Here is a 21,161-nt window from a genome sequence, read left to right as displayed (position 1 = left end):
TACGTTCATTTGTTACCCCCTTTTTTAAGCCGCAATACTTTTTCTTTAAAGAAGCGGGCCAAACCCCCGCGTGCGGTTTCGCGGTAGTCCTTGTTCATATCCAGGCCCGTTTGCATCATAGTGGCTAAAACGTCATCATACGAAACGCGGTTGTCCCCGTCAGACATTAGCGCATAGGTGGCGCAGTCCAGCGCGCGGGAAGCAGCCAGTGCGTTGCGCTCTATGCACGGAATTTGCACAAGTCCGTCCACCGGGTCGCAGGTAAGCCCCAAGTGGTGTTCCAAGCCCATTTCCGCCGCGTATGCAATACGGCGGTTGTCGCCACCTTCTAATTGACAGACGGCTGCTGCTGCCATAGCACACGCTACGCCCACTTCGCCTTGGCAACCTACTTCCGCACCGGAAATAGAGGCATTGGTTTTGGCCATATTGCCAAACAAACTGGCGGTAGCCAGGGCGTGTAAAATAGTGGTGTCTTCAAATTCGTAAATTTCTTGGATTAAACGGCACACCGCAGGCACGACACCGCAGGAACCGCACGTGGGCGCGGTAACTACTACTCCGCCCGCGGCATTTTCTTCCGAGCAAGCCAGCGCATAGGAAAAAAGGTTATTCATCCGGCGCAGGTATTGGGGGGAGTTTTCGGCCTTATACAGATAACGGCGGGCTTTACGTTCCAAATTTAAAGAGCCGGGCAGCACACCGCGCTTTTCCAAACCTCGGTTCATAGTGGTTTGCATTGTTTTCCAAATAGTACCCAGGTATTGCCAAATATCAGCCCCTTCAAACTCCTCCACATATTCCCACAGCAGCATACGTTTGTCCGAGGTGTACTGTAAAATTTCCGCCATTGATTTATGCGGGTAAATATGATTGATTTCCCGCCCGAAGGCTTCGTCGGTGCGGATATCTCCCCCGCCAATACTGTACGCCACTTGCGCGCCCATAATGTGTCCGGCTTTGTCTAGGGCTTCAAAGCGCATTGCATTGGGGTGCTTGGGCAGAAAAGTATCGTATTCCCACTCAATAGTAACAGGTTTTGGATAAAAGGCTTCTTTAATAGCGAAGTCGGTCAAGTGCCCCTTGCCGGTAGCGGCTAAGGAACCGTAAAGTACCGCCCGAAAGGATTCGGCGGTCGGATAAGTGCGGTTGAACGCGTCGGCCGCTTTGCGCGGGCCCATTGTATGGCTGCTGGAAGGGCCCATACCGATTTTGTATAACTCTTTAAGCGATTGCATAGTGCTCCCTAAAATGGGGGATATATAAAAAATGTTATCATAATTTATATGAATATTCTATCTGCTTTATTGGTGGCACTGGGGTTATCTATGGATAATCTGGCTGTTACGATTGCTTCCGGCTGTTCCCACCAAAACAAAATTCCCCTGTCTTATATCGGTAAAGTGAGTGCGCTGTTTGCTGTGGCACATTTTATGATGTTTTCCGTGGGTTGGTTAGGCGGGGCCGGGGTTGACCGCTATATCGGCGCGGTGGACCATTGGATTGCCTTTGGTATTTTGGCCTTTATCGGTGCGCGTATGGTAAAGGAAGCGCAAAATCCGCTGGTAGAAAAAGAGACCGGAGTGTTGCACTCCTTTAAAACCTTGCTTGCTTTGTCGGTGGCAACGAGTTTGGATGCGCTTTTGGTGGGCATTGGACTCGCGTTTACCGGGATGCCTTTTTTGGTAACGGTGCTTACGCTGGCGTCGTGTGTGTTTGTTACCAGTTGGGCGGGGTTTTATTTGGGAGCGTTTTTGGGGTGCAGGTTTGGCAAGGTGATGGAAACCCTTGGCGGACTTGCGTTAATTTTAATTGGCCTTAAATTATTGCTAGAAGGGCTGGGCATTTGGTAAAATGCAGGTATCTCAACCGGGAGGTTCCCTATGGGCATAATTGCCGTGAGTATCATTTTTTTGTGTATTTGTGTGGATAATATGGTGTCTGCCAATATGTCCGCTATGAAGATGTCCCCTGAAAAAAAGAGCGTTTTTTCGGTTAAAATGACGCTGTTCTTTTCCTGTTTTAATGCTTTGTTTTTTGCGCTAGGGTATGGCATAAGTGCGATTTTCTTTCACAAATGGGCGTATTTTGCACATAATTGGGTGGCGTTTGCCTTTGTGCTTTTACTGGGTATTAAGTTTATGTTGGAATCTATTGAAAAATCGCCCAGTTTCAGCAACTTGGACGCAGATGATAACCGCAAAATGATAAAGGTGTCCTCGGTGTTTGCGCTCAATGCCTTTTTGGTGGGCTATGCGGTGGAAACAATGGAAAAGGCCTTTTTCCCGCAAGTGCTAATCTTGTTCGTGCTGACGTTCTTGATGACGCTTATTGGTTTTCACTTGGGCAGCCAGTCTTCTAAAACGATTGCCAGCAAAAAAGTAGAACTGGCCTCCGGCATTGTGCTGATTGTAATGGCGGTGCGGCTGATTATTTTGTAAAGCAATTTTTAGTTGGTTGTGTTCGGACCCCGGTTTATTTTCTACCGGGGCCTGTTTGTTTATAACTACTGCTCACAATAAACCCTGGGCGTAAGCCTGGGGAGTTTCATATAAAAAACCGCGCCCGTAAAGAGCGCGGTTTTTAGTAAAACTAAAAAGGCTTATTTGGCCAGTTGTTTCCAAGAGTTGGCTTCGTCTTTGAGCGCTTTTTTAGCGTCTTTGGCGGCCTTTTTGGCTTCGGCTTTCTTGGCCTCGTTGGCTTCTTTTTGCGCTTTGGATTTGGCCTTGGCGTCGGCTTTGGCTTGTTTTAAAGCGTCCTTTTGAGCCTTGGCTTTCGCTTTGGCATCTTTTTCGGCTTTTTTAGCGTTGGCTTTGGCTGTTTCGGCCTTTGTCTTGGCATCAGATTTAGCCTTGGCCGCTTTGGTTTTGGCATCCGCTTTGGCGGTGGTGGCTTTGGCTTTTAAATCTTTTTCAGCCTTTTTAGCATTGGCTTTGGCATCAGCCTTAGCCTGTTTAGCCTTCGCTTTGGCCTGGGCCTTGGCTTCGGCGGCTTTGGCCTTGCTGTCAGCAGAGTTGTTGGAGGCCTTAGCCGCTTCCAACTTGGCTTTGGCATTGGCTTTTTGGGTTTCCAGATTCTTTCTTAACGTGGTTACCTTAGACATCGTGCATTCGTTAATGCAGGTTACATCCGCAGCGGCGCAACCGCAGTTATCGGTAGCGGCAGAAGCGGCAGTCGGCCACGCGGCGGACAACGTCAACGCGAGCGCGAACAAGATTGTTTTCTTCATTTTGTTTCTCCTTTTGAAATTTAAATATCTTACTTTTTTATTTTACAAAAATTCGTTTTACGCACTCAACGCCCGATTTTTAATTAATTTTTTTTCTTGGCGGAGGATGTAATTTTGATAAAATAATATATATGGAAACGATAGTTGCTTCTACCCCTTGGTGGATAAACGCGCTTTTAGGTATAGTGGTAGCCAATTTATTGGTGTGGCCGCTTGCGTCGCGCTGGGTGGAAAGCCACTTGGAAATCTTTTTGTTGGCAGTGGGCGCCGCGGCGGTAACCATTAGCGGCGGTTGGAGCGTAGATTTTATTTACGAAACCTTGCAATATCCCGTTAATGTGGCGTTTATCGTGCTGGTTGTAAGCGTTATCTTCAATAATTATTCCCGCTATATTTTCCGCGTGCTTTTTGCGTTCTTCCGCAAATTAGAGCCGCAATACAGTTTTGCTCTGTTGGTGTTTTTGCTTGGAATTACGTCTTCTCTCGTTAGCGTAACAGTGGCGGCCTTGGTTTTGGCCGAAGTATTAAAGGTTGTTAATTTGGAGCGTCTCTCCACCGTTCGGATTACCGTTTTTGCCTGCTACGCTATTGGGTTGGGCGCAGTGCTTACGCCGCTTGCCGAACCGTTGGGGCTAATTATTAATAACGCTCTTACCGGGGCGCCGCACTTTGCGGATTTCTTCTTTTTAATGCGTCATTTCTTTGTGTGGATTGCTCCCGCTATTTTGTTAATGTCTGCGGCGGCGGGGTATTCGGCGCGTCACGCGGGTACTACGATGCAAATGCACATCCGCGAGGATAAAGAAACATACGGCTCTATGTTGCGCCGGACGTGGCATATTTATATGTTCGTGGCTGCACTTAATTTAATTAGCGCGGGGTTACGACCCTTGGCCCAAAGTACCATTACACATTTGGGCGGAAAAGTCCTCTTTTTGGCCAATGCGGTGTCTGTGATTATTGATAACGCGACCTTGGCCGCGATTGAAATTGTACCCACTATCTCTATGAACGACCTTATCTATATGGTGATCGGTCTGGCGGCGTTTGGAAGTATGCTGGTTCAGGGGAATTTGCCCAACATTGTGGCGGCTGAAAAGTTGGGCATTAAAAGCCGCGAGTGGGCTTCTGTCGCCGTGCCGACAGGTCTCGTGCTTATGGGTGCTTACTTCATCATTTTGTGGATTGCTTTATAGGCCTGGGCCTATATCAAACAGGGCCTTTTGGCCCTTGTGGCTTGCTTACCTAATTAGTACCCTATATAGAGGGGAAAATATGAAAAAATACTTAATTTTTGTTTTGGCCTGTCTAATGGCTGCGCCTTCTTTCGCGCAAAAAGTTCCGAAAGCACCCAAAATAAAAGGACAAGCGCGTATTATCAAACAGCAAGTCCGCACGCTCGGACAAGCAAATGCGCTTACACAAATTCCGCTTTCTACGCTTGTATTAAATAATGTGCGCAAAGTGCAGGGGAAAGTGATTTTATCAGCCCCCGTGCCGAATATTCCGCAAAGCAGTTTAATTGCCGAGCGGCTAATAGCGCAGACTTTGCCGCCTACGGAGCCGTTCCGTTTGCCGCTTTTATTGATTGACCCGTCGTATGAACAGCGTTTAGCGGTAGCAAAGCAATATAAAACCACCTTGGAGAATTTCCAACAATTTAAAAAGGAAATTAATCCCGTTTTATATTATCAGATGAAACCGTCCGAACGGCGCGTTTTGCCCGCTGTGGAAAAAGCCCGTTGGGTGGATAAAATTTTGGCAATGCACAACCAACTGCGCGCGTTGAATATTTTAGTGGCGCCGCACGACCAACCCTTGGTTCAAGCCAATCTGTATGTGCAGTATGCCATGGAAACAATAGAGCCAAACTTTGTGGGACTGTTAGATTCCGGCTTGCGGGAAAAAAGGACGGACCGCAAATTTAACCAAAAGGAATTTATGATGGAACCGCCGAAAGATGGACGACTTGCCTCCTTGAAAAATTATTTGCCCTATTCGTTGCGTTTGCGCCAGGCCGCAAACAAAATGCCTGCCGGTATTAAAATGGCCGTACTAAACGACCGCGCAAGTGCGTTGGAGGCTATACAAGATAAACATAAAACGGTTTTCTGCCCCAAATGGGAAATTACCGCCTATCACGATACGGAAGCGTTATTAAACGATATTAAATACGGACGTGCGCAATACGACATTATCCTTACGGACTTAATGGTGCCGGGCGGCGGCGGGTATTATTTAACGGCGTCCTTACGCCACCAAGGTTTTGGCGGGGTTATTTTGGCCGCTACGGCTTTTCAACCCGAGGAACGGCTTAGTATTGGGCTTTTTAATAAAGGGTTTGACGGTATGCTTTCTCTGCCGGAAAACTTTGAATTGAATAAAGAGTGGCCGCTGGAAATGATGGAGCATTTTAACAATTATTTCTATTACCGGGATTTAAACGGTTGGAAGCGGTAAGAGAACTTTTTTCAGCAAACGCGGTTAGGTTTCGGCCTGCCGCGTTTTTTGTTTGACAGGTTAAAGAAACCTAGTTATAATGGAAATATCTGTTCTTTTCGTAATACACGAAATTATAAGTTGTCTGCCGTAAACAGGAGCGCTCGCTCCGCCGTTGCTTTAAACGCTTAATTTTTATAAGAGAGGAACGCGTATGACAGACCGTTTCGCACCTGCCGTAAAGATTCTGCAAGACCATCAGTACGATAGTGCCAAGTTAATCCCTATTTTGCAAAAAGTACAAGACGAATATGCTTATCTGCCCGAAGATATTATGCGTTTTGTGGCCAATGAGTTGGATATTTCGCCTGCCAAAGTGTTTGGTGTAGCCACTTTTTTTGCGCACTTTGCCATTACCCCAAAAGGCAAACACATTATCAAAGTGTGCAACGGTACGGCCTGCCACGTTAAGGGTTCGTCCTTTGTTATTAATACGGTCAAAGATAAACTGAAATTAAAAGACGGACAAGACACCACCGCAGACGGAATGTTTACGTTAGAGTGCGTTTCCTGTTTGGGGGCGTGCGGTTTGGCTCCCGTAATGGTAGTGGACGATGTGGTTCACGGTCAAATCACCCCGGCTAAGGCCGTAGAAATTATTGACGAAATTGCCCGCCAGGAGGCCAAAAATGCCGACTAAAAATATTGAACAAATAGCCGAAGAATATAACTCGGCTTACAAAAAAATTACCGGACGCGTGGTTATTTGCGGCGGTACAGGGTGTATTGCCGGCGGTTCTAAAAAAGTGTATCAGGCGTTCCAGGAAGAAATGGAAAAACGCAAAATCGGCTTTTGCTTGCAAATTACCAAAGATTGCCACGAAAACTATTTAAGTTTTTCCGGTTGCCGCGGTTTTTGTGCGCAAGGCCCCTTGGTGAGCGTGGGCGATATTTTTTATACCAAAGTAAAACCGGCGGACGTATCCGAAATCGTGGAAAAAACACTTTTAAAAGGTGAAGTGATTGACCGTTTGTTATATCATAATCCGGCCAATAACCAAAAGGCCAAAACAGTCGCCGATATTCCCTTTTATGCCCAGCAGGAACGTATTTTACTGCACGATTGCGGGCGCATTAATCCCGAAGATATCAACGAATATATTGCGCACGGCGGTTATCAGCAAGCCAAGCGCGCCTATACGGAAATGACAGATGCGGAAGTTTGTAAAGAGATGATTGCTTCCGGCCTGCGCGGCCGCGGCGGGGGCGGTTTTCCTACGGGCAAAAAGTGGGATTTAACTCGTGTGGAACCGGGTCCTAAAAAATACGTCATTTGCAACGCGGACGAGGGCGACCCGGGCGCGTTTATGGACAGAAGTGTAATGGAAGGAAACCCTAACGCGGTTTTGGAAGGGATGATGATAGCCGCACGGGCGATTGGCGCGGACGAGGGATATATTTATGTGCGTATGGAATATCCGTTGGCTATTGAGCGCGTGCGCACCGCTATTAAACAGGCCGAAGCCTTGGGCTTGTTGGGCGAAAATATTTTCGGTTCCGGTAAGAATTTTAAAATTAATGTAATGGAAGGAGCCGGAGCCTTCGTTTGCGGAGAGGAAACCGCCTTGATTGCGTCTGTGGAGGGCAAGCGCGGTATGCCTAAAATTAAGCCGCCTTTCCCCAGCCAATGCGGGTTGTTCGGCAAACCGACGGTTATTAATAACGTGGAAACCTTGGCTACCGTAGCCAAAGTGCTTGAAATGGGGGCAGAAGCCTTCCGCAAAATCGGCACATTGGGCAGCCCGGGTACGAAAACCTTTGCCGTAACGGGGCATATTGCCAATACAGGCTTGGTGGAAGTGCCCATGGGGACCACCTTGCGCCAAGTGATTGATGATGTGGCCGGCGGCACTACTAATGACGACGGTACTGTTAATAAAGCCGCTTTTAAAGCCGCGCAAATCGGCGGGCCGTCTGGCGGATGTTTGACGCGGGAGCATTTGGACCTTCCGTTAGATTTTGATTCCTTAAAATCAGTAGGAGCGATGGTGGGTTCCGGCGGACTTGTGGTAATGAACGACAAAACCTGTATGGTTAATGTGGCCCGCTTTTTCTTGGAATTTACACAGCGCGAATCTTGCGGTAAATGCGTTCCGTGCCGCGAGGGTACCGAGCAAATGCTCACAATGTTAAATGATATTGTGGAAGGGCGCGCCACCTTAAAAACCTTGGAAAACTTGGAAGACTTAGCCAAAGCGGTGCAAAAGGCTTCCCTGTGTGCTTTGGGCAAGACGGCTCCCAATCCGGTGCTTTCCACCCTCAAACATTTTAAAGAGGAATATTTGGCGCACGTGGTGGATAAACGCTGTCCGGCGGGTGTGTGCAAAGCCTTGGCGCGTTTTGAAATTAGAGAGAACAAATGTAAGGGGTGCGGTATGTGTAAACGCGCCTGCCCGGTGCAAGCCATCAGCGGCGAAGTGGGTAAACCCCACCACATTGACCCCAAAAAGTGCATTAAATGCGGTGGTTGTAAATCCACCTGTAAATTCGGCGCGGTTGTAACGGGAGCGTAATATGCAAAAAGAACAATTTGTTACTATTGAAGGCAAAAGAGTCCCTATTGAGGGGGAAAAAAACCTGTTGGAATTAGTGCGTAAGGCTAATTTTAATATTATGACGTTTTGCTACCACCCCGAACTGGCCGCCTACGGCGCGTGCCGCCTGTGTTTGGTAGAGGTAGAAGGGATGGGCATTGTGGCCTCGTGTACGGTAGCCCCCAAAGACGGGATGAAAGTGCGCGTAAACAGCGACGAAATCCGCCATTTGCGCCGCATTAATTTGGAACTACTTTTGTCGTCGGGAAACCACGATTGCACATTATGCAGCAAATCTAATAATTGCAAATTGCAGAAATTGGCCAAGGATATGGACGTAACGGAAATCCGCTTTAAATCTAAAAAGTTGGACAGCCATAAAGATGCCACTTCCGCTGCCTTGGTTCGCGACCACAGTAAGTGTATTTTGTGCGGAAACTGTGTGCGTATTTGTAACGAGGTGCAGGGCATCGGCGCCATTGATTTTGCGTTCCGCGGTTTCCGCTCCAAAATCGCCACGGCTTTTAATAAAGAATTGGGGCAGAGCCACGAGTGCGTTTCCTGCGGACAATGTGCCCGCGTATGCCCGACGGGTGCGTTAATGCCTAATTCTTCGGAAATAGAAGCCGTTTTTAAAGCGATTAATAACCCGCATAAAAAGGTGGCAGTTCATATTGCTCCTGCGGTGCGTGTGGGGCTGGGAGAAATCTTCGGCCTGCCGCAAGGGCAAAATGTGGACGGGAAAATTGCCGCCGCTTTGCGTATGCTGGGGTTTGACTATGTGTATGATACGGCCTTTGCGGCAGATTTAACGATTTTGGAGGAAGCCACCGAATTTTTGGAACGCTTTAAAAAAGGAGTTAATTTACCGCAATTTACCAGTTGTTGCCCGGCGTGGGTAAATTATGTGGAAAAATTTGCGCCTGAGTTTATTCCTAATTTATCTACGGCCCGTTCCCCTATGCAGATGATGGGACCGGTGCTGAAAGCCGATTTTGAGGATAAAGGTGGCAAGCGCGAGGATTTAATTGTGGTTGCCGTAATGCCTTGTTCGGCCAAAAAGTCCGAAGCCAAGCGCGGCGAATTTTATGTGGACAACAATCCCGATACCGATTATGTGGTAACCACGGTGGGATTGGCGCGTATGATTAAAGAGGCGGGTATTGATTTTGTAAACCTGGAAAACGAGTGGTTTGATATGCCTTTTGGTTCCAAAACAGGTGCAGGTGTAATTTTTGGTGCTTCCGGCGGTGTAATGGAAGCCGCTTTGCGTTATGCCTTAGCCGAGTTGGACCCGGCCAATGCGCGCAGCGTTAAGTTTTCAAGCCTGCGCAAAAGCAGTGTGTTTAAAGAAAAGACAGTAGAAGTTGGCGAAGTGAAAATCCGCACTGCCGTAGTGAGCGGTTTAAAAAATGCCCGCAAACTCTTGGACGATATTAAAGCCGGTAAGGACCATTACGATTTTATTGAAGTGATGTCCTGCCAAGGCGGATGTGTGGCGGGGGCGGGCCAGCCGCAGTTTGACGGATGGGCTCCCCGTAAAAAACGTGCCGAAGGCCTGTATCAAGAAGATACAGAACTGGCATACAAGTCGCAGGATAACAGCGGTGTCAATGCATTGTACGGCCGTATTTTGGATAAAGTGGGCGGCCCTCTGGCGCATAAATTGCTTCATACGCACTATCACGACAAGAAAGACCGCACCGGCCAACAAAAATAAACAGAGCCTTATGATATAAAAACACCCGGAACGGAATGACTCCGCTCCGGGTGTTTTACGCCCGCGCGGCAAGTAAGATAGAATATATATATGTTTAACTGGAAAGGATTTATTTGCGGGGTGATTACTTCGGCCACCTTCGGGCTGATTCCGCTGTTTACGCTGCCCCTTTTTACAGACGGACTGAACGTTCCGTCTATTTTGTGTTACCGTTTTTTATTGGCTGCTGTTTTAATGGGTGTTTTTATGGCGGGAACGGGGCGCGCCTTTAAGGTGAACCGCAAGGAGTTTGGTACATTGGCGGGGCTTAGCATTTTGTATATCGGCTCGGCCGTATTTTTGTTTTGGTCGTATCATTATTTGGCAAGCGGCATAGCCACGACAATGATGTTTTTATATCCTGTTTTTGTTGCACTTATTATGATTACGGTGTTTAAGGAGCGCAATTCTATTTGGACGATGCTCGCTATTTTGCTGGCCGTCAGCGGGGTGGCCTTGCTTTCTTGGAACGGCAAAGGCGGCGGGGTGAGTTGGACGGGTATCGCATTGGCGGTTTTGTCCGGCTTATCTTATGGGATATACATTATTGCGGTTAATAAATCGTGTGTCAAGGATATGAGTTCCACTAAACTTACTTTTTATTTATTCGTTTTTACCGGCATTTTTTTAACGCTTGGTACGGTTTTATTAGGAAAGTTCCAGGGGGTCGCTTCGCCGAAAGGCTGGACAAATTTACTGTTGCTTGCCGTTATCCCAACGGTTATTTCCAACATTACCTTGGTGGCGGCTATTAAGGCGATTGGTTCCACCTTTGCTTCCGTTTTGGGTGCTATGGAGCCGGTAACTGCTATGACGGTGGGAGTATGTGTGTTTGGAGAACCGTTTACGCGCACGACGGCTTTGGGGGTGGTGTTGATTATTTTTGCGGTTACTTTGGTGATTATGTCCCCGGCTTTGGAAAAGGGGTATCGTACAGGAAAATTTTTGTATATTACAAAGGTAAAGGGAATTCATCCCAATATTGTGCCGTATCATTAGCAGGTTTTTGCTACAATATAAAAAAATAAAGGAGAAATTATGGGACGTAACGGTTCTATTCATACAATCGTTTTAGTATTGGTAATGCTGATAGGTTTTGGCGCGGCCTTAGGCTGGCCTCAGTACGAAAAACACCGCACGATTGCCGCCGCGCAAAAAGCGTTAGACATTGGTAAATCCCTGGCATTTGCCGAGGCTTCTTATAAAGAGCATTATAAAGCCTATACGCCGGATTTTGAACTGTTGGGCGCAGACCTGCCTTGTCCGGTGGAACGCACGGACGGAAAAACGGAAATGGTATGCAGTGATTATACCTTTTCGCTTGCGGAGGGAAACTTGGTGCGTGTAGCGCATAAAAATTATCCCAAGTGGTTTGATATTAATATAGACCAAGGCTCTATTGATTGTTCGCACGAGGAAGGTTCTTTGGTCGGTCAGCACATATGCGACCGGGTAAATTTGTCAAATTCTAAAAATTAAGGAGAAAATATGAAGAAACTCTTATTAGCCTTTTTGGCTTTGCCGCTATTATTTGCCTGCTCTCCCAGCGTAAAACGTGTGGAGACCAATTTGGTGAAAGATGTTAGCGGCGGGTGGAACGATACGGACGCACAAATGGTAGCGCAGGAAATGATTACCGATTGTTTGCAGGGCGGCTGGTATAACCGCTATTTAACCCGCAAGGGCAAAGAACCTGTGGTGATTGTCGGCACGGTAACAAATAACACAATGGAACATATCAATACGGGTGTGTTCGTGGAGGAAATCCAACGCGCTCTTATTAATTCGGCCAAGGTGGATTTTGTGGCGTCCTCTACGGAGCGGGGCGAAATTCGCACGGAGCGTTTGGAGCAGGATGAATTTGCTTCCGAAGCAACGCGTAAGGCGTTTGGCAAGGAAGTCGGGGCCGATTTTATGTTAAGCGGGGTTTTAAATTCCGTGGTGGATAAGTCCGGCAGTAAAGCCCTGGTTTTTTATCAGGTCAATATGAAACTGATTAACATTGAAACGAACCAAATTGTCTGGAACGGACAAAAGCAGATTAAAAAATACGTTAAACGCAGTAAAGTAACCTGGTAGTTTTTATGAAGAAGGCGCGTGCATTTTGTTTGGGGCTGGTCTTGTTTTGCTCCGCTTGTGCGGCGCCTTCTTTGCGTTTTAAAACAGAAGTAAATCAATTGGTCTCTGCGGGGCAGTTCAAACAGGCGGAGGAGCGAATCCTTTCCAAACAAAATAAGTATTACAAAAAGAAAGATGCCACGCTCTTTTATTTGGACCGCGCTTCCCTTTTGCACGATGCCGGACAGCCCGCCGAAAGCGACGCATTGTTTGCCTCGGCACAAGAATATATAGATGACTTGTATGCTAAAAGCATTACCGGCTCCCTGGGCCGTTTTGTGATTAACGATTTAACTGCTCCGTATTACGCGGCTAATTACGAGCACGCCCTTACTTATTATTACCGCGCCGTAAATTTTTTGGAACAGGGAAACTTGTCTGCCGCCGCAATAGAAATGCGCCGGGCTGTTTTCTTTTTGGATGAGTTGCGCGGCACCAAAAGCACCGGATATAACGACGACCCTTTTATACAATATTTTGCCAGTTTGATTTTTGAATCTGTCGGCCAGCGTTCGGATGCGCGCATTTGCCGCCAAAATGCCCAAAATGCTTATGCGCGTTTGGGGGATAAATTAAAAATCGTAATGCCGGAATTTTCGGTTCCCGCGGATGCCAATTCTTTCGGTGAAGTGATTTTTCTACACTATAACGGCTTGTTGCCTCTTAAAAAAACGCAAACGATTCAGGTGGCTTGGGATAAGGCCTTGGTGATGGCTTCCTCTCCGGCGGAAACTGCGGAACAGGTCGCGCCCGAAGTGCAAAACGCCCTTATGGTGGGACTTTACGGTTCGGCGGTAACACTTTCTTTCCCGGAGTTGGAAAACCAACCCTACCGGGTGGCATCCTCGTGGGTGTTGGCCGGCGGGCAAGTTTATACAACGCAAAAAGCGGCAGATTTTGCCGCACTCGCCAAATTGGATTTAGAAGAAAAAATGCCCGGTATTTTATTCCGTACGGCTACGCGCGCGGTGGTAAAAGAAGTTGCCGCCGTTCAGGCTCGCCAAGCGGCAGCGTCGGCGGCGGATAACAGCGCGGCGGGCGACTTGGCCGGGCTGTTTGTCAGCGCGTTGGGGGCCGCCTTGGAAAAGGCCGATACCCGCCAATGGTTCACCTTGCCAGCCGAGGTGCGTATGACGCGGGTTTTTGTTTTGCCGGGTAATCAAAATATCAGGGTGTTGTTTCGGGACGGAAATGGTAATATAATAGGAGAACATACCTTTGAAAATGTAAATGTGCCACGCGGAGGGCGGGTGTTTTTGCACTACCGTACGGCTTATTAGAGGGAACTATGAAAAAAATGCTTATGATGTGTGCCGCAGCGTTCTTATTAAGTGCGTGCGCGGGTATGAATAAAAACACGGTCAATTATCAAATGTCCAAATATGATTCGGCTAAATACTATGTGGTAGCCGGAGAGGGAATGAGCAAAAACGAGGCCGCACAAAATGCGCTTACCAATATGCAGCGCGAAATGGTGCAGAATGCCCCAGCCGCCGCCGACCAAGGGGTCGTTCCGGATTTAATTGCCAATGCCGACGTGGAAAAAGTGTGGCGGGATGCGGACGTGTCCGCCAAGCATTATTACGCGCTTGCGGTTTTACCGCGTGAAAAAGCACGCAAAGTGCTTATGCCGTTATTGGACCAAACGGATGCTAAACTGGCGGGGTTATCTGCCCAGTTTTCTGCGCCCGCACAACCGCTTGCCGATTTAAAGATAGCCTTTAAAATGCAGCCGCTTATTTCCCGCCGTGCGGCGCTGGATGATATGTACCAGTTTTTAGATGCGGGGCAACAAGCGTATGAGGCAGAAAAATTTTCCGCTTATAAAGATGTTCTTAAAGAAAAAATGGCCGCTGTCTTAGTGGCGGTTGAAGTGGAAGGAGTGGAAAGCGAAGTAATGGTAACTTATGTGGTAGATGCCCTCAACCAAATGGGGTTGGGAGTGGCGGATGCCGCTAACGGGAGTGAAGCGGTGCTCGTTAAAATTATCACAGAGGTTGACGGTTACGACTCCCAAAAAGTTCAAGGGCTTGTGTGGTGTTCCAGCGGGGCTTCGGTCAGTTTGGTGGATGTGGCGCGGGGGGCAACTTTTTCCCGCTTTAACGTACACGAACGGGCGGGCACTTCCCGTGCGGCAGATTCCCAACGCCAGAGTATGCAGAGCGTGGGGGAACAGGCGGCCAGACAGATTACCGCCCGGTTGGAAGCCTACTTAAAAACCAAATAGGAGATAATAATGAAAAAACTGTTAGTATTCGTTTTGTTATGTGCGCCGGTGTTGGCTTTGGCGCAGCAGGCGGCAGCCGATAAACCGGCTGATACCGTCGCCGTGGAGGACCCGGCCGAACGCAATAAAATGCTTTATTCGCTTGGGTTTTTGTTGGGGGATAATTTAAAACGCCAGTTAATCTTGGATAACGAGGACGATTACAAAGCCCTTTCCCAAGGTATGCGCGACAGTCTGCTTAACAAAAAAGCGCAAACGGACTTGGAAAAATACAAACCGCAAATCATTCAAAAATACCAGGATGATGCCAAAGCGATTTCCGCCAAGCGCCAGGCCGCCCAACAGGAATATATGGAAAATTTCCAAAAAGAAAAAGGAGTAAAAACCTTAGATAACGGCACTATGATTAAACTCACCCGCGCGGGCAAGGGTAAAATGCCTAAGGCCGACAGCACCGTAAAGGTACATTATACGGGAACCTTGATTGACGGGACGAAATTTGACAGTTCCCGCGACCGCGGCGAAGCCTTTAAAACCCGCTTAACCGACGTAATTCCTTGCTGGACAAAGGCTGTCCAACAAATGAAACCCGGTGCGCGCGCCAAGGTTGTTTGCCCGGCGGATACGGCTTACGGCAACCGCCCGGTGGGTCAAATTCCGGCCAATTCGGCCTTGGTTTTTGATATTGAACTGCTGGATATGGAATAATGTCCAAGACCAGTTACGCTTTAATAGCGGTTATGGCGGCCGCGCTCCTGTATATGGGCGCGGCCCGCGTTTACCAAGTGTACGAACGCAAGGTGGCCGAGCGGGAAGCGGCGGCCGTTTCAGCATTTTCCTTTCAAAATGTACCTGTGTCCTTGGCGGCGCCGCAAGCCCAGCCTGTTAGTTATCCGGTGGCTTTTGAACCAGTGCCCGAAGATGTGTATTTGGAAGATGCTCCTTTAACCGAGGAACAGCAAATCAAACAGGCACAAGATACCATTGTGTCTATTTTAGATGATTATAAAGATGACCCTAATATCCGCCAATTTAATCGTGCTTTGGCCGAGGCCACACAAGGTAAAGTGGATAATTTAGGCGTGCTCAGCGGGGATAAATTAGCGCAGATTTTACAGGAAAATCCGCAAGTGGGGCAGATTGTATCAGAAAATATGAAGAACCCCGAATTTGCCAAAACGGTTCAGCAAATTTTTACAAATCCCCAATTTATTGAAAGCGTAAAGCAACTGCAAGGGGCAAATTTGCAAAAAAACGTGAAAAAACAGGGGAAAATTTAGTATTCTATAAGGGAATAGGAGGTCTTTGTGCTTAAAATTTTTCTCAAAGCAGCCATTTTGGTTTTTATTATTTTAAGTATTTATTTTATTGTAAATCCCAGTGCGTGCTCTAACTTAATGATGGGGCGCGTAACCAATTCGCCCGATACCGAGCCGCAGATTGCGCTGCCTGCCAGCACCGCTGACCATAGCGAAATGTTTATCCCGTCCGGCGACAAGCCGCTCCGCCAGAGCGCGAGCCAAGAGCAAAAGGTGGAAGGTATTACCGATACCAATTCTTTGGCAACGGATAATGCCGGGGTGGATTATTCCCAAGAGGATATTGACTACGCTATCGCCAGCCGCTATGTGGAACTGGAAAACGAATATGCCCAGGCCAAAAAAACGACTAAGGACACGGCAAAGGAAATTTCCTATCAGGTAATGGACGATTTTGAACTGACTCCCGAAGAGTGGGAAGATTTCTTACAGCGCGCGACCAAGAGCAACTTATTTGATAAGGTCCGCCGCGACGTAGCCGCCGCTAAATAAAAATCTAATTGTTCTATAAAACGCCGCTTCTGTTTGCAGGAACGGCGTTTTTGCGTGCTTCTTAACAACCAAAACATACAGCAACAGCCCCCGGTTTTGGCGGGGGCTGTTAATGGTGTAAAATGCGGGCTAAAACACAACGGTTTTATTGCTTGTATTAATGGGGAAGGCGGCCTGCCAAAAACTCGGCTACCGGGCGCGTATGCTTGATTTTACTTAATACAATTTTAATAGAGGCCGTAATCGGCACAGAAAGGAACGCACCGGGTACGCCCCAAACAAGAGACCAAAAGATAAGGGAAGATACAATCGCCGCCGGGTGCAGGTCCATCCCCTCGCCCAAAAAGCGCGGCTCTAATAAGTTGCCGATGACGAACTCCGTGGCGGACAATAAGCCTACGACCACAAAGAACTGCGGCCCTAAGCCGTATTGCAAAAACAGCACCGGGGTAGGCAATAGCACCGCAATAATAGAGCCTACACTTGGGATGAAATTCAGCAAAAAGACGAACAGCGCAAACAGCGCGGCTAATTTTACTTGAAAGCCAAATAAAATAGCCGCCGCAACAAACCCTGTGGCTAAGGACGCCACCAATTTGACGGATAAATATACGGACACATTGGATAGCATTTCCTTAATAGCCGGGTTGGTAATGGGCGGAGCCTTTTTACTTCCGAGCAGGAAGAACGTCATAAACAAAATAATCAGCGTGGTGTTGGATACCAAACTAAATACTTTACTGCCGAAGTTTTTAAGCCAATTAAAAACAGGCAAATCGCGCAGGTACGTTTCAATAAATTTCTGGTCTAATGTAATACCGTGTTGGTGCAGACGGGAGGTAATATCGGCAATGGTATCAATAAGATTCTGGCGATAGACCTCCGCTCCCTTTAAAAATCCGCCTACGGAATTAACGGTAAACAAAATTACTCCCGCAAAAAAAGCCGCACACAGAACAATAGATACCGTCATCGCGAGCCACGAAGGAAAGGAAAATTTGTGCTTTAAAAACAGTGTGATTTGCGTTAAAATAGTGTAGAGAAAAACCGAAATAACCAGCGGAATTAACAGCGTCTTGGTATAGACCAAAAATGCCGTTACTACACCCGCGGCAATAATTGTCAGGCAAATGGCACTGGCTTTTAAATAGTAGTAAAACGGTTTATCAGAACGCATTTTGCCCCCTGTTTTTTTCTGTTTTTTTGGCTATTTCCCGTGCTAAAAATAAAATTTTCCCTGTCAGGGCTTCCACGTCGCTTTGGCAGGAAGTAAGCAACCATACGTTTAATTTGGCGGCGGTAAAATTTTTGTAATTTTTAGCAAATAAATCATATGCGGTTGTCAGTTCATCACACGCGCGGGAAAGCGTCTTTGCCCGGCTGTTTAAACCCTTGGCGGCTAAGGCCAAGTCAGCGGTCCAATCTCTGTCCTTGCTTTGGCGTGCGGCGGCACGGGCTTGTGTCCAAAAAGGTTCCCGGTCGTCTAATTGTTTGCGAAAAACCAAGCAATAATCATTAAACTGTGTGGCAAAATCTCCGTCTCGCACGTCTATATTTTTGCGCAGTTGCTGTAAAATTTGTTCCAACCGGCGGTTAAATTCGCGCAGGGACTGTGCCGCGGCGGCGATTTCGTCGCGTAAGAGGTCGCATTGGTGCGAAATATTAGTTAATAATTCTTCACAAGTCATAATACCGGGAAATTAATAGTAAAAATAGAGCCGAGTCCTCTGTCAGACACAACGCTGATAGAGCCGTTGTGCAGGTCCAAAATACGTTTAACCATTGGCAGGCCAAGCCCCCAACCGCTTATTTGCCCCGTAAAAAAATCATCTACCTGATAAAACGGTTCAAAAATACGGTTTACGTCTTGCGGGCGGATGCCTGCGCCGTAATCGCGTACGGACAGGGATATGCTGTCGCCGTGGTTGGCACATTGTACCTTAATAATTTTTTCCATTTTGTTATTAAATTTAATGGCGTTGGCGAGCAACTCCTGTACGCACAGGCGCAACATTTCTTCGTTGGCGGTAACGCTTAACCGTTCCGGGCAATCAATCTCTACAAAGGTGCCGCGTTTAACGGAACTGTCCTCTTGCGGTCTGACAGGCAAGGCGCATTCTTCTTCCAAGGTAATGGCCTTGGAGGCGCACTCTTTGATAAGCGGTTTTAATAAAACAGATTGTTTTTCCATCCCTTCGTGTTGGGCGGTAATTACTTTGTTAAACGCCAGTAACTTATCCACCAGTTGGGACATTTTGCCCCCCTGTTTGTTGATTTCTTCCAAGGCTTTGGAGGTAAAAGGGGAAAATTTTTCCTTTCCGGCTTGGGATAAAATGGCTTCCGAATAGCCGTTAATAATGGAGAGCGGCGTTTTTAACTTATGGGAAATTAAAGTCAACGCCCGTGCATTAATGGATACATTTTCTTCTTCGGTCATATCTTTCTCCTAGAAAGAGCCTACCAGCCGGACATATAAAATGTCGCGTTTGTTGTCGTTATGCACGGTACGGACGTGGTTATAAGCCAAGTCCGCGTGGATATCCCGGGTAATGGCAAAGGTATTTCCCGCCATAAAAGAATGCTCCGGGTCAGCCGTATAAAATTCTCCGTAGCGGTAGCCTAAATAAAGAGAGGACTGGCTGTCCGGCCACATCCACGTCATCCGCGCGCCCAAGGCATATTTGCCCAAGTCGTGTACAACGTCATAGGTTTGGGTGGGAGCCAATTCCTGTTGGTCCATAATACCGCGGAAAGATTTTACACCCTCAATGCCGTTGGGATATTGAAAGACTGTCCCTGCGGCTTCAAAGCCGAAACGGCGGAAGAAATTTTTGGTAAGGCCCAATGTGTAGGCAAATTGGGAGTAATCTTCGTTAGACCATGTTCCGTCCGCATAATTCAAGGTGCCTTTTTGGCGCGCAAACGACGCTCCTAAATAAGCGTGCGTGTATAAATCATTGACGGTATCATCTTCTAATGTCATAATCAGGCGCGTGGAAACGCCGTAAGCGGAGGAATCTTGGAAAGATTCGTTTTGACTTTTATTTTTAAAATAGTAAAAGGGTTTTAAGTCTAATTTTAAATAGCCAAAATCCAGTTCTATGGGCAAATTGACGGAATAAACGGGGTCCTTAAAGGCGTTTTCCTTTACATATTTGGCTTCTACCCCGGCCAGTACGTTCAAACTCCAAGCAGCCACCGCGCTGACGCGGGCCTGGTCAAAATGTGATGCGCCGATATACGCGGCCGATACATCTACGGTGCGGGCCTGCAAAGCGGCGGAAGAAAGCAACAACAAGGTAAAAAATAAAGTGATTTTTTTCATATACCCCCATTTAACCAAATTTAAAGCGTTTGCGGTATGTTTTTTCACTATACGGAGCCGCTTTATTTGGTAGAATAAAAAATATGAAGAAATTTTCCACCTTATTTTTAATTCTTTTTGCCGCCGTGTTTGCGCAGGCGGCCCAAGTAGTCCGAGGCCCGTATATTGAGGACCCGACCCAAACCACTATGATTTTAAAATGGCAGACGGATGCGGATACCCCGTCGTGGTTGGAATACGGCCCCGCTCCTCGTTGTAACCAAATTATGACGGTTACTCCCGAAGGCACCGTTCACAAGGCGGTGCTGTACGGTCTTGTACCTAACCAAGATTTTTGTTACCGCCTGTATGTAAACAATACGGCGGGCGACGGTGTGCAGGAGCCGATAGAGGGTTCTTTCCGCACGTTGTTCTCGGCAGAAAGAAAGGTGGTAAACTTTTTGGTTTTAGGCCAAACGGGTGCGCCGGAGCCTTTGCCCACCGAGGAAAATCCGGAACCGATGGACGAAGCCACCCGTGCCCGCGAAGCGCTTGCTAATTTAATGGTAAAGGAAAAGAGCGACTTTTTAATTCACACGGGCAATATTACGGCATCCGGCTTAAATGCAGATGCCGACCGGGAATTTTTTACTCCATTTAAAGCGGTGCTTGCCAAAAATCCGCTTTTTGTGGCATTGGGCCCCAATGAATACGGTCCAAACCGCGATAGCCGTGACAGCAAGTCCTTCCTTCGCACCAATTACACGCGTTTTCACGATATGTCTTGGAGCAAGGCCACCCCAAAGTATTATTCGTTTGATACGGCCAATGTGCGCTTTGTGTTTTTGGATACCAATGTAGCCGAGGGGGCCGTCTGGGCGCCGGAAATCGGCGAGAAATCGGCGCAGACCGACTGGCTGAAAAACACCCTGGCTTCGGCCGGAGAAAAATGGAAAATTGTGGTAATGAACGCGCCGGCATATTCTACTGGGGCGCGCGGAAGCCGCAACGAAGTTTTTGCCGCTTGGGGCAAGATTTTTGAAGATTACCGCGTGGACTTAGTTATCCAGGGGGGGGATGCTGACTACGAGCGAACCTTTCCAATGTTCCGCGGTGAACCGTCTGCGCGCGGGGTAACGTATGTAACTTTGGGTACGGCGGCGCCGGCCCCCACCAAACGCGAGCACGGGGATTCTTCCACGGCGCGCTTTGTATCGGCGCGGCACTTTGCTTCCGTCAAAGTGGTGGACCGTAAACTGACCTTAAAAGCCTATAACGAAAATGGAAAATTGTTAGACACGTTAGAAATTTATTTATAAAGTATTTTTTGAAAGCGAACCAACGGGGCAAGGATTTTTTATATTCTTGCCCCGTTTAATTTTTTAGAGAGGGCATTCTGAACGGGCGGCTCGCTAGGGTGTGGCCCGCAGGGTTTCAGAATCTACCGATTGTGTTGTTTGGCATTTATAGAGATCAAGGTCGTACTGGAAGGTTTGCCGGCGCGGAGCGTTCCTGTATCTGTTGTTGTCCTCTTTTAGAGTAACGACAGATCCTGGACTACAACTTTCCAGGATGACGGCAACTACCCAAGATGTGGATTCTGAAACCTATTAATAGATCCCGTGCAGAAACCTTACGGGGTGCCGCCTAGCGGTAAGGGCGGCAGTTCAGAATGACCCC

Annotated in this window: 22 protein-coding genes; 16 read left to right on the top strand and 6 right to left on the bottom strand. The window is 47.6% G+C overall.

Translation table 11 applies throughout. The annotated features are described in order from the left end of the window. Positions 1 to 5: 5 nt before the first annotated feature. Positions 6 to 1,238: an L-serine ammonia-lyase gene (locus ACQY2K_RS01265; RefSeq protein ID WP_428040441.1), complete on the bottom strand. Its 1,233-nt coding sequence runs from the start codon at positions 1,236 to 1,238 to the stop codon at positions 6 to 8. 48 nt (positions 1,239 to 1,286) lie between these two features. Here ACQY2K_RS01265 and ACQY2K_RS01260 point away from each other — a divergent pair, with 48 nt between their 5' ends. Together ACQY2K_RS01260 and ACQY2K_RS01255 are read left to right on the top strand one after the other, a co-directional pair. Then, entirely contained in the window at positions 1,287 to 1,853 is a 567-nt protein-coding gene (locus ACQY2K_RS01260; protein WP_428040440.1) for a manganese efflux pump MntP family protein, read from the top strand. 30 nt (positions 1,854 to 1,883) lie between these two features. Continuing rightward, the gene (locus tag ACQY2K_RS01255; RefSeq protein WP_428040439.1) at positions 1,884 to 2,441 is read left to right on the top strand and encodes a manganese efflux pump MntP family protein; all 558 of its coding nucleotides are present in this window, start codon (positions 1,884 to 1,886) and stop codon (positions 2,439 to 2,441) included. A gap of 161 nt (positions 2,442 to 2,602) precedes the next feature. Here the strand turns inward: ACQY2K_RS01255 and ACQY2K_RS01250 are convergent, their stop codons facing one another. Continuing rightward, positions 2,603 to 3,229, bottom strand: coding sequence for a hypothetical protein (locus tag ACQY2K_RS01250; RefSeq protein ID WP_428040438.1), 627 nt, complete (start codon positions 3,227 to 3,229; stop codon positions 2,603 to 2,605). A gap of 131 nt (positions 3,230 to 3,360) precedes the next feature. Between ACQY2K_RS01250 and ACQY2K_RS01245 the strand changes: the two genes are divergently transcribed. The 13 genes from ACQY2K_RS01245 to ACQY2K_RS01185 all read left to right on the top strand — a co-directional run bounded on the left by ACQY2K_RS01245 (position 3,361) and on the right by ACQY2K_RS01185 (position 16,177). After that, positions 3,361 to 4,425, top strand: coding sequence for a DUF1646 family protein (locus ACQY2K_RS01245; protein WP_428040437.1), 1,065 nt, complete (start codon positions 3,361 to 3,363; stop codon positions 4,423 to 4,425). Between the two features lie 79 nt (positions 4,426 to 4,504). Then, the gene (locus ACQY2K_RS01240) at positions 4,505 to 5,689 is read left to right on the top strand and encodes a hypothetical protein (RefSeq protein ID WP_428040436.1); all 1,185 of its coding nucleotides are present in this window, start codon (positions 4,505 to 4,507) and stop codon (positions 5,687 to 5,689) included. Between the two features lie 193 nt (positions 5,690 to 5,882). Continuing rightward, the gene (locus tag ACQY2K_RS01235) at positions 5,883 to 6,368 is read left to right on the top strand and encodes an NAD(P)H-dependent oxidoreductase subunit E (protein WP_177747601.1); all 486 of its coding nucleotides are present in this window, start codon (positions 5,883 to 5,885) and stop codon (positions 6,366 to 6,368) included. Continuing rightward, on the top strand, positions 6,358 to 8,241 hold the full coding sequence (locus tag ACQY2K_RS01230) for an NADH-ubiquinone oxidoreductase-F iron-sulfur binding region domain-containing protein (protein WP_428040435.1): 1,884 nt from the start codon (positions 6,358 to 6,360) through the stop codon (positions 8,239 to 8,241). Before ACQY2K_RS01235 ends, ACQY2K_RS01230 begins: the two co-directional genes overlap by 11 nt. A 1-nt stretch (position 8,242) precedes the next feature. Then, a complete protein-coding gene (locus tag ACQY2K_RS01225; RefSeq protein WP_177747607.1) occupies positions 8,243 to 9,982 on the top strand; it encodes a [FeFe] hydrogenase, group A in 1,740 nt (579 codons plus the stop codon). 90 nt (positions 9,983 to 10,072) lie between these two features. Then, complete coding sequence (locus ACQY2K_RS01220) at positions 10,073 to 11,020, top strand: DMT family transporter (protein WP_428040434.1); 948 nt, start codon at positions 10,073 to 10,075, stop codon at positions 11,018 to 11,020. A gap of 39 nt (positions 11,021 to 11,059) precedes the next feature. After that, positions 11,060 to 11,500: a hypothetical protein gene (locus ACQY2K_RS01215; RefSeq protein ID WP_428037476.1), complete on the top strand. Its 441-nt coding sequence runs from the start codon at positions 11,060 to 11,062 to the stop codon at positions 11,498 to 11,500. A 9-nt stretch (positions 11,501 to 11,509) separates the two neighbouring features. After that, on the top strand, positions 11,510 to 12,100 hold the full coding sequence (lpoB, locus tag ACQY2K_RS01210; RefSeq protein ID WP_177747615.1) for a penicillin-binding protein activator LpoB: 591 nt from the start codon (positions 11,510 to 11,512) through the stop codon (positions 12,098 to 12,100). 5 nt (positions 12,101 to 12,105) lie between these two features. Then, positions 12,106 to 13,419, top strand: a complete 1,314-nt coding sequence (locus ACQY2K_RS01205) for a hypothetical protein (protein ID WP_428040433.1) — start codon at positions 12,106 to 12,108, stop codon at positions 13,417 to 13,419. Between the two features lie 8 nt (positions 13,420 to 13,427). Continuing rightward, positions 13,428 to 14,366: a hypothetical protein gene (locus tag ACQY2K_RS01200; RefSeq protein WP_428040432.1), complete on the top strand. Its 939-nt coding sequence runs from the start codon at positions 13,428 to 13,430 to the stop codon at positions 14,364 to 14,366. A 9-nt stretch (positions 14,367 to 14,375) separates the two neighbouring features. Next, entirely contained in the window at positions 14,376 to 15,074 is a 699-nt protein-coding gene (locus tag ACQY2K_RS01195; protein WP_428040431.1) for an FKBP-type peptidyl-prolyl cis-trans isomerase, read from the top strand. Then, positions 15,074 to 15,646: a hypothetical protein gene (locus tag ACQY2K_RS01190; protein ID WP_428040430.1), complete on the top strand. Its 573-nt coding sequence runs from the start codon at positions 15,074 to 15,076 to the stop codon at positions 15,644 to 15,646. The genes ACQY2K_RS01195 and ACQY2K_RS01190 overlap by 1 nt, the downstream gene beginning before the upstream one ends. Before the next feature lie 27 nt (positions 15,647 to 15,673). Beyond that, positions 15,674 to 16,177, top strand: a complete 504-nt coding sequence (locus ACQY2K_RS01185) for a hypothetical protein (RefSeq protein ID WP_428040429.1) — start codon at positions 15,674 to 15,676, stop codon at positions 16,175 to 16,177. A gap of 157 nt (positions 16,178 to 16,334) precedes the next feature. Here the strand turns inward: ACQY2K_RS01185 and ACQY2K_RS01180 are convergent, their stop codons facing one another. Genes ACQY2K_RS01180 through ACQY2K_RS01165 form a run of 4 tightly spaced genes read right to left on the bottom strand, consistent with a single transcriptional unit; the run spans position 16,335 to position 19,502 of the window. Beyond that, entirely contained in the window at positions 16,335 to 17,354 is a 1,020-nt protein-coding gene (locus tag ACQY2K_RS01180; RefSeq protein WP_428040428.1) for an AI-2E family transporter, read from the bottom strand. Further along, positions 17,344 to 17,865, bottom strand: coding sequence for a hypothetical protein (locus ACQY2K_RS01175; RefSeq protein WP_428040427.1), 522 nt, complete (start codon positions 17,863 to 17,865; stop codon positions 17,344 to 17,346). The genes ACQY2K_RS01180 and ACQY2K_RS01175 overlap by 11 nt, the downstream gene beginning before the upstream one ends. Further along, a complete protein-coding gene (locus ACQY2K_RS01170; RefSeq protein WP_177747636.1) occupies positions 17,862 to 18,614 on the bottom strand; it encodes an ATP-binding protein in 753 nt (250 codons plus the stop codon). Before ACQY2K_RS01170 ends, ACQY2K_RS01175 begins: the two co-directional genes overlap by 4 nt. A gap of 9 nt (positions 18,615 to 18,623) precedes the next feature. Further along, positions 18,624 to 19,502: a hypothetical protein gene (locus ACQY2K_RS01165; protein WP_428040426.1), complete on the bottom strand. Its 879-nt coding sequence runs from the start codon at positions 19,500 to 19,502 to the stop codon at positions 18,624 to 18,626. An 83-nt stretch (positions 19,503 to 19,585) separates the two neighbouring features. Between ACQY2K_RS01165 and ACQY2K_RS01160 the strand changes: the two genes are divergently transcribed. Continuing rightward, positions 19,586 to 20,800 carry a metallophosphoesterase gene (locus tag ACQY2K_RS01160; protein ID WP_428040425.1) on the top strand — a complete coding sequence of 405 codons (1,215 nt, stop codon included), beginning with the start codon at positions 19,586 to 19,588 and terminating at the stop codon, positions 20,798 to 20,800. The last annotated feature ends 361 nt before the right edge of the window (positions 20,801 to 21,161 follow it).

This window comes from Candidatus Avelusimicrobium fimicolum, assembly GCF_021632165.1.
GTDB lineage: Bacteria > Elusimicrobiota > Elusimicrobia > Elusimicrobiales > Elusimicrobiaceae > Avelusimicrobium > Avelusimicrobium fimicola.
Note: the sequence above shows the minus strand (reverse complement) of the source record. Positions and strands in the feature narration are given on the sequence as shown.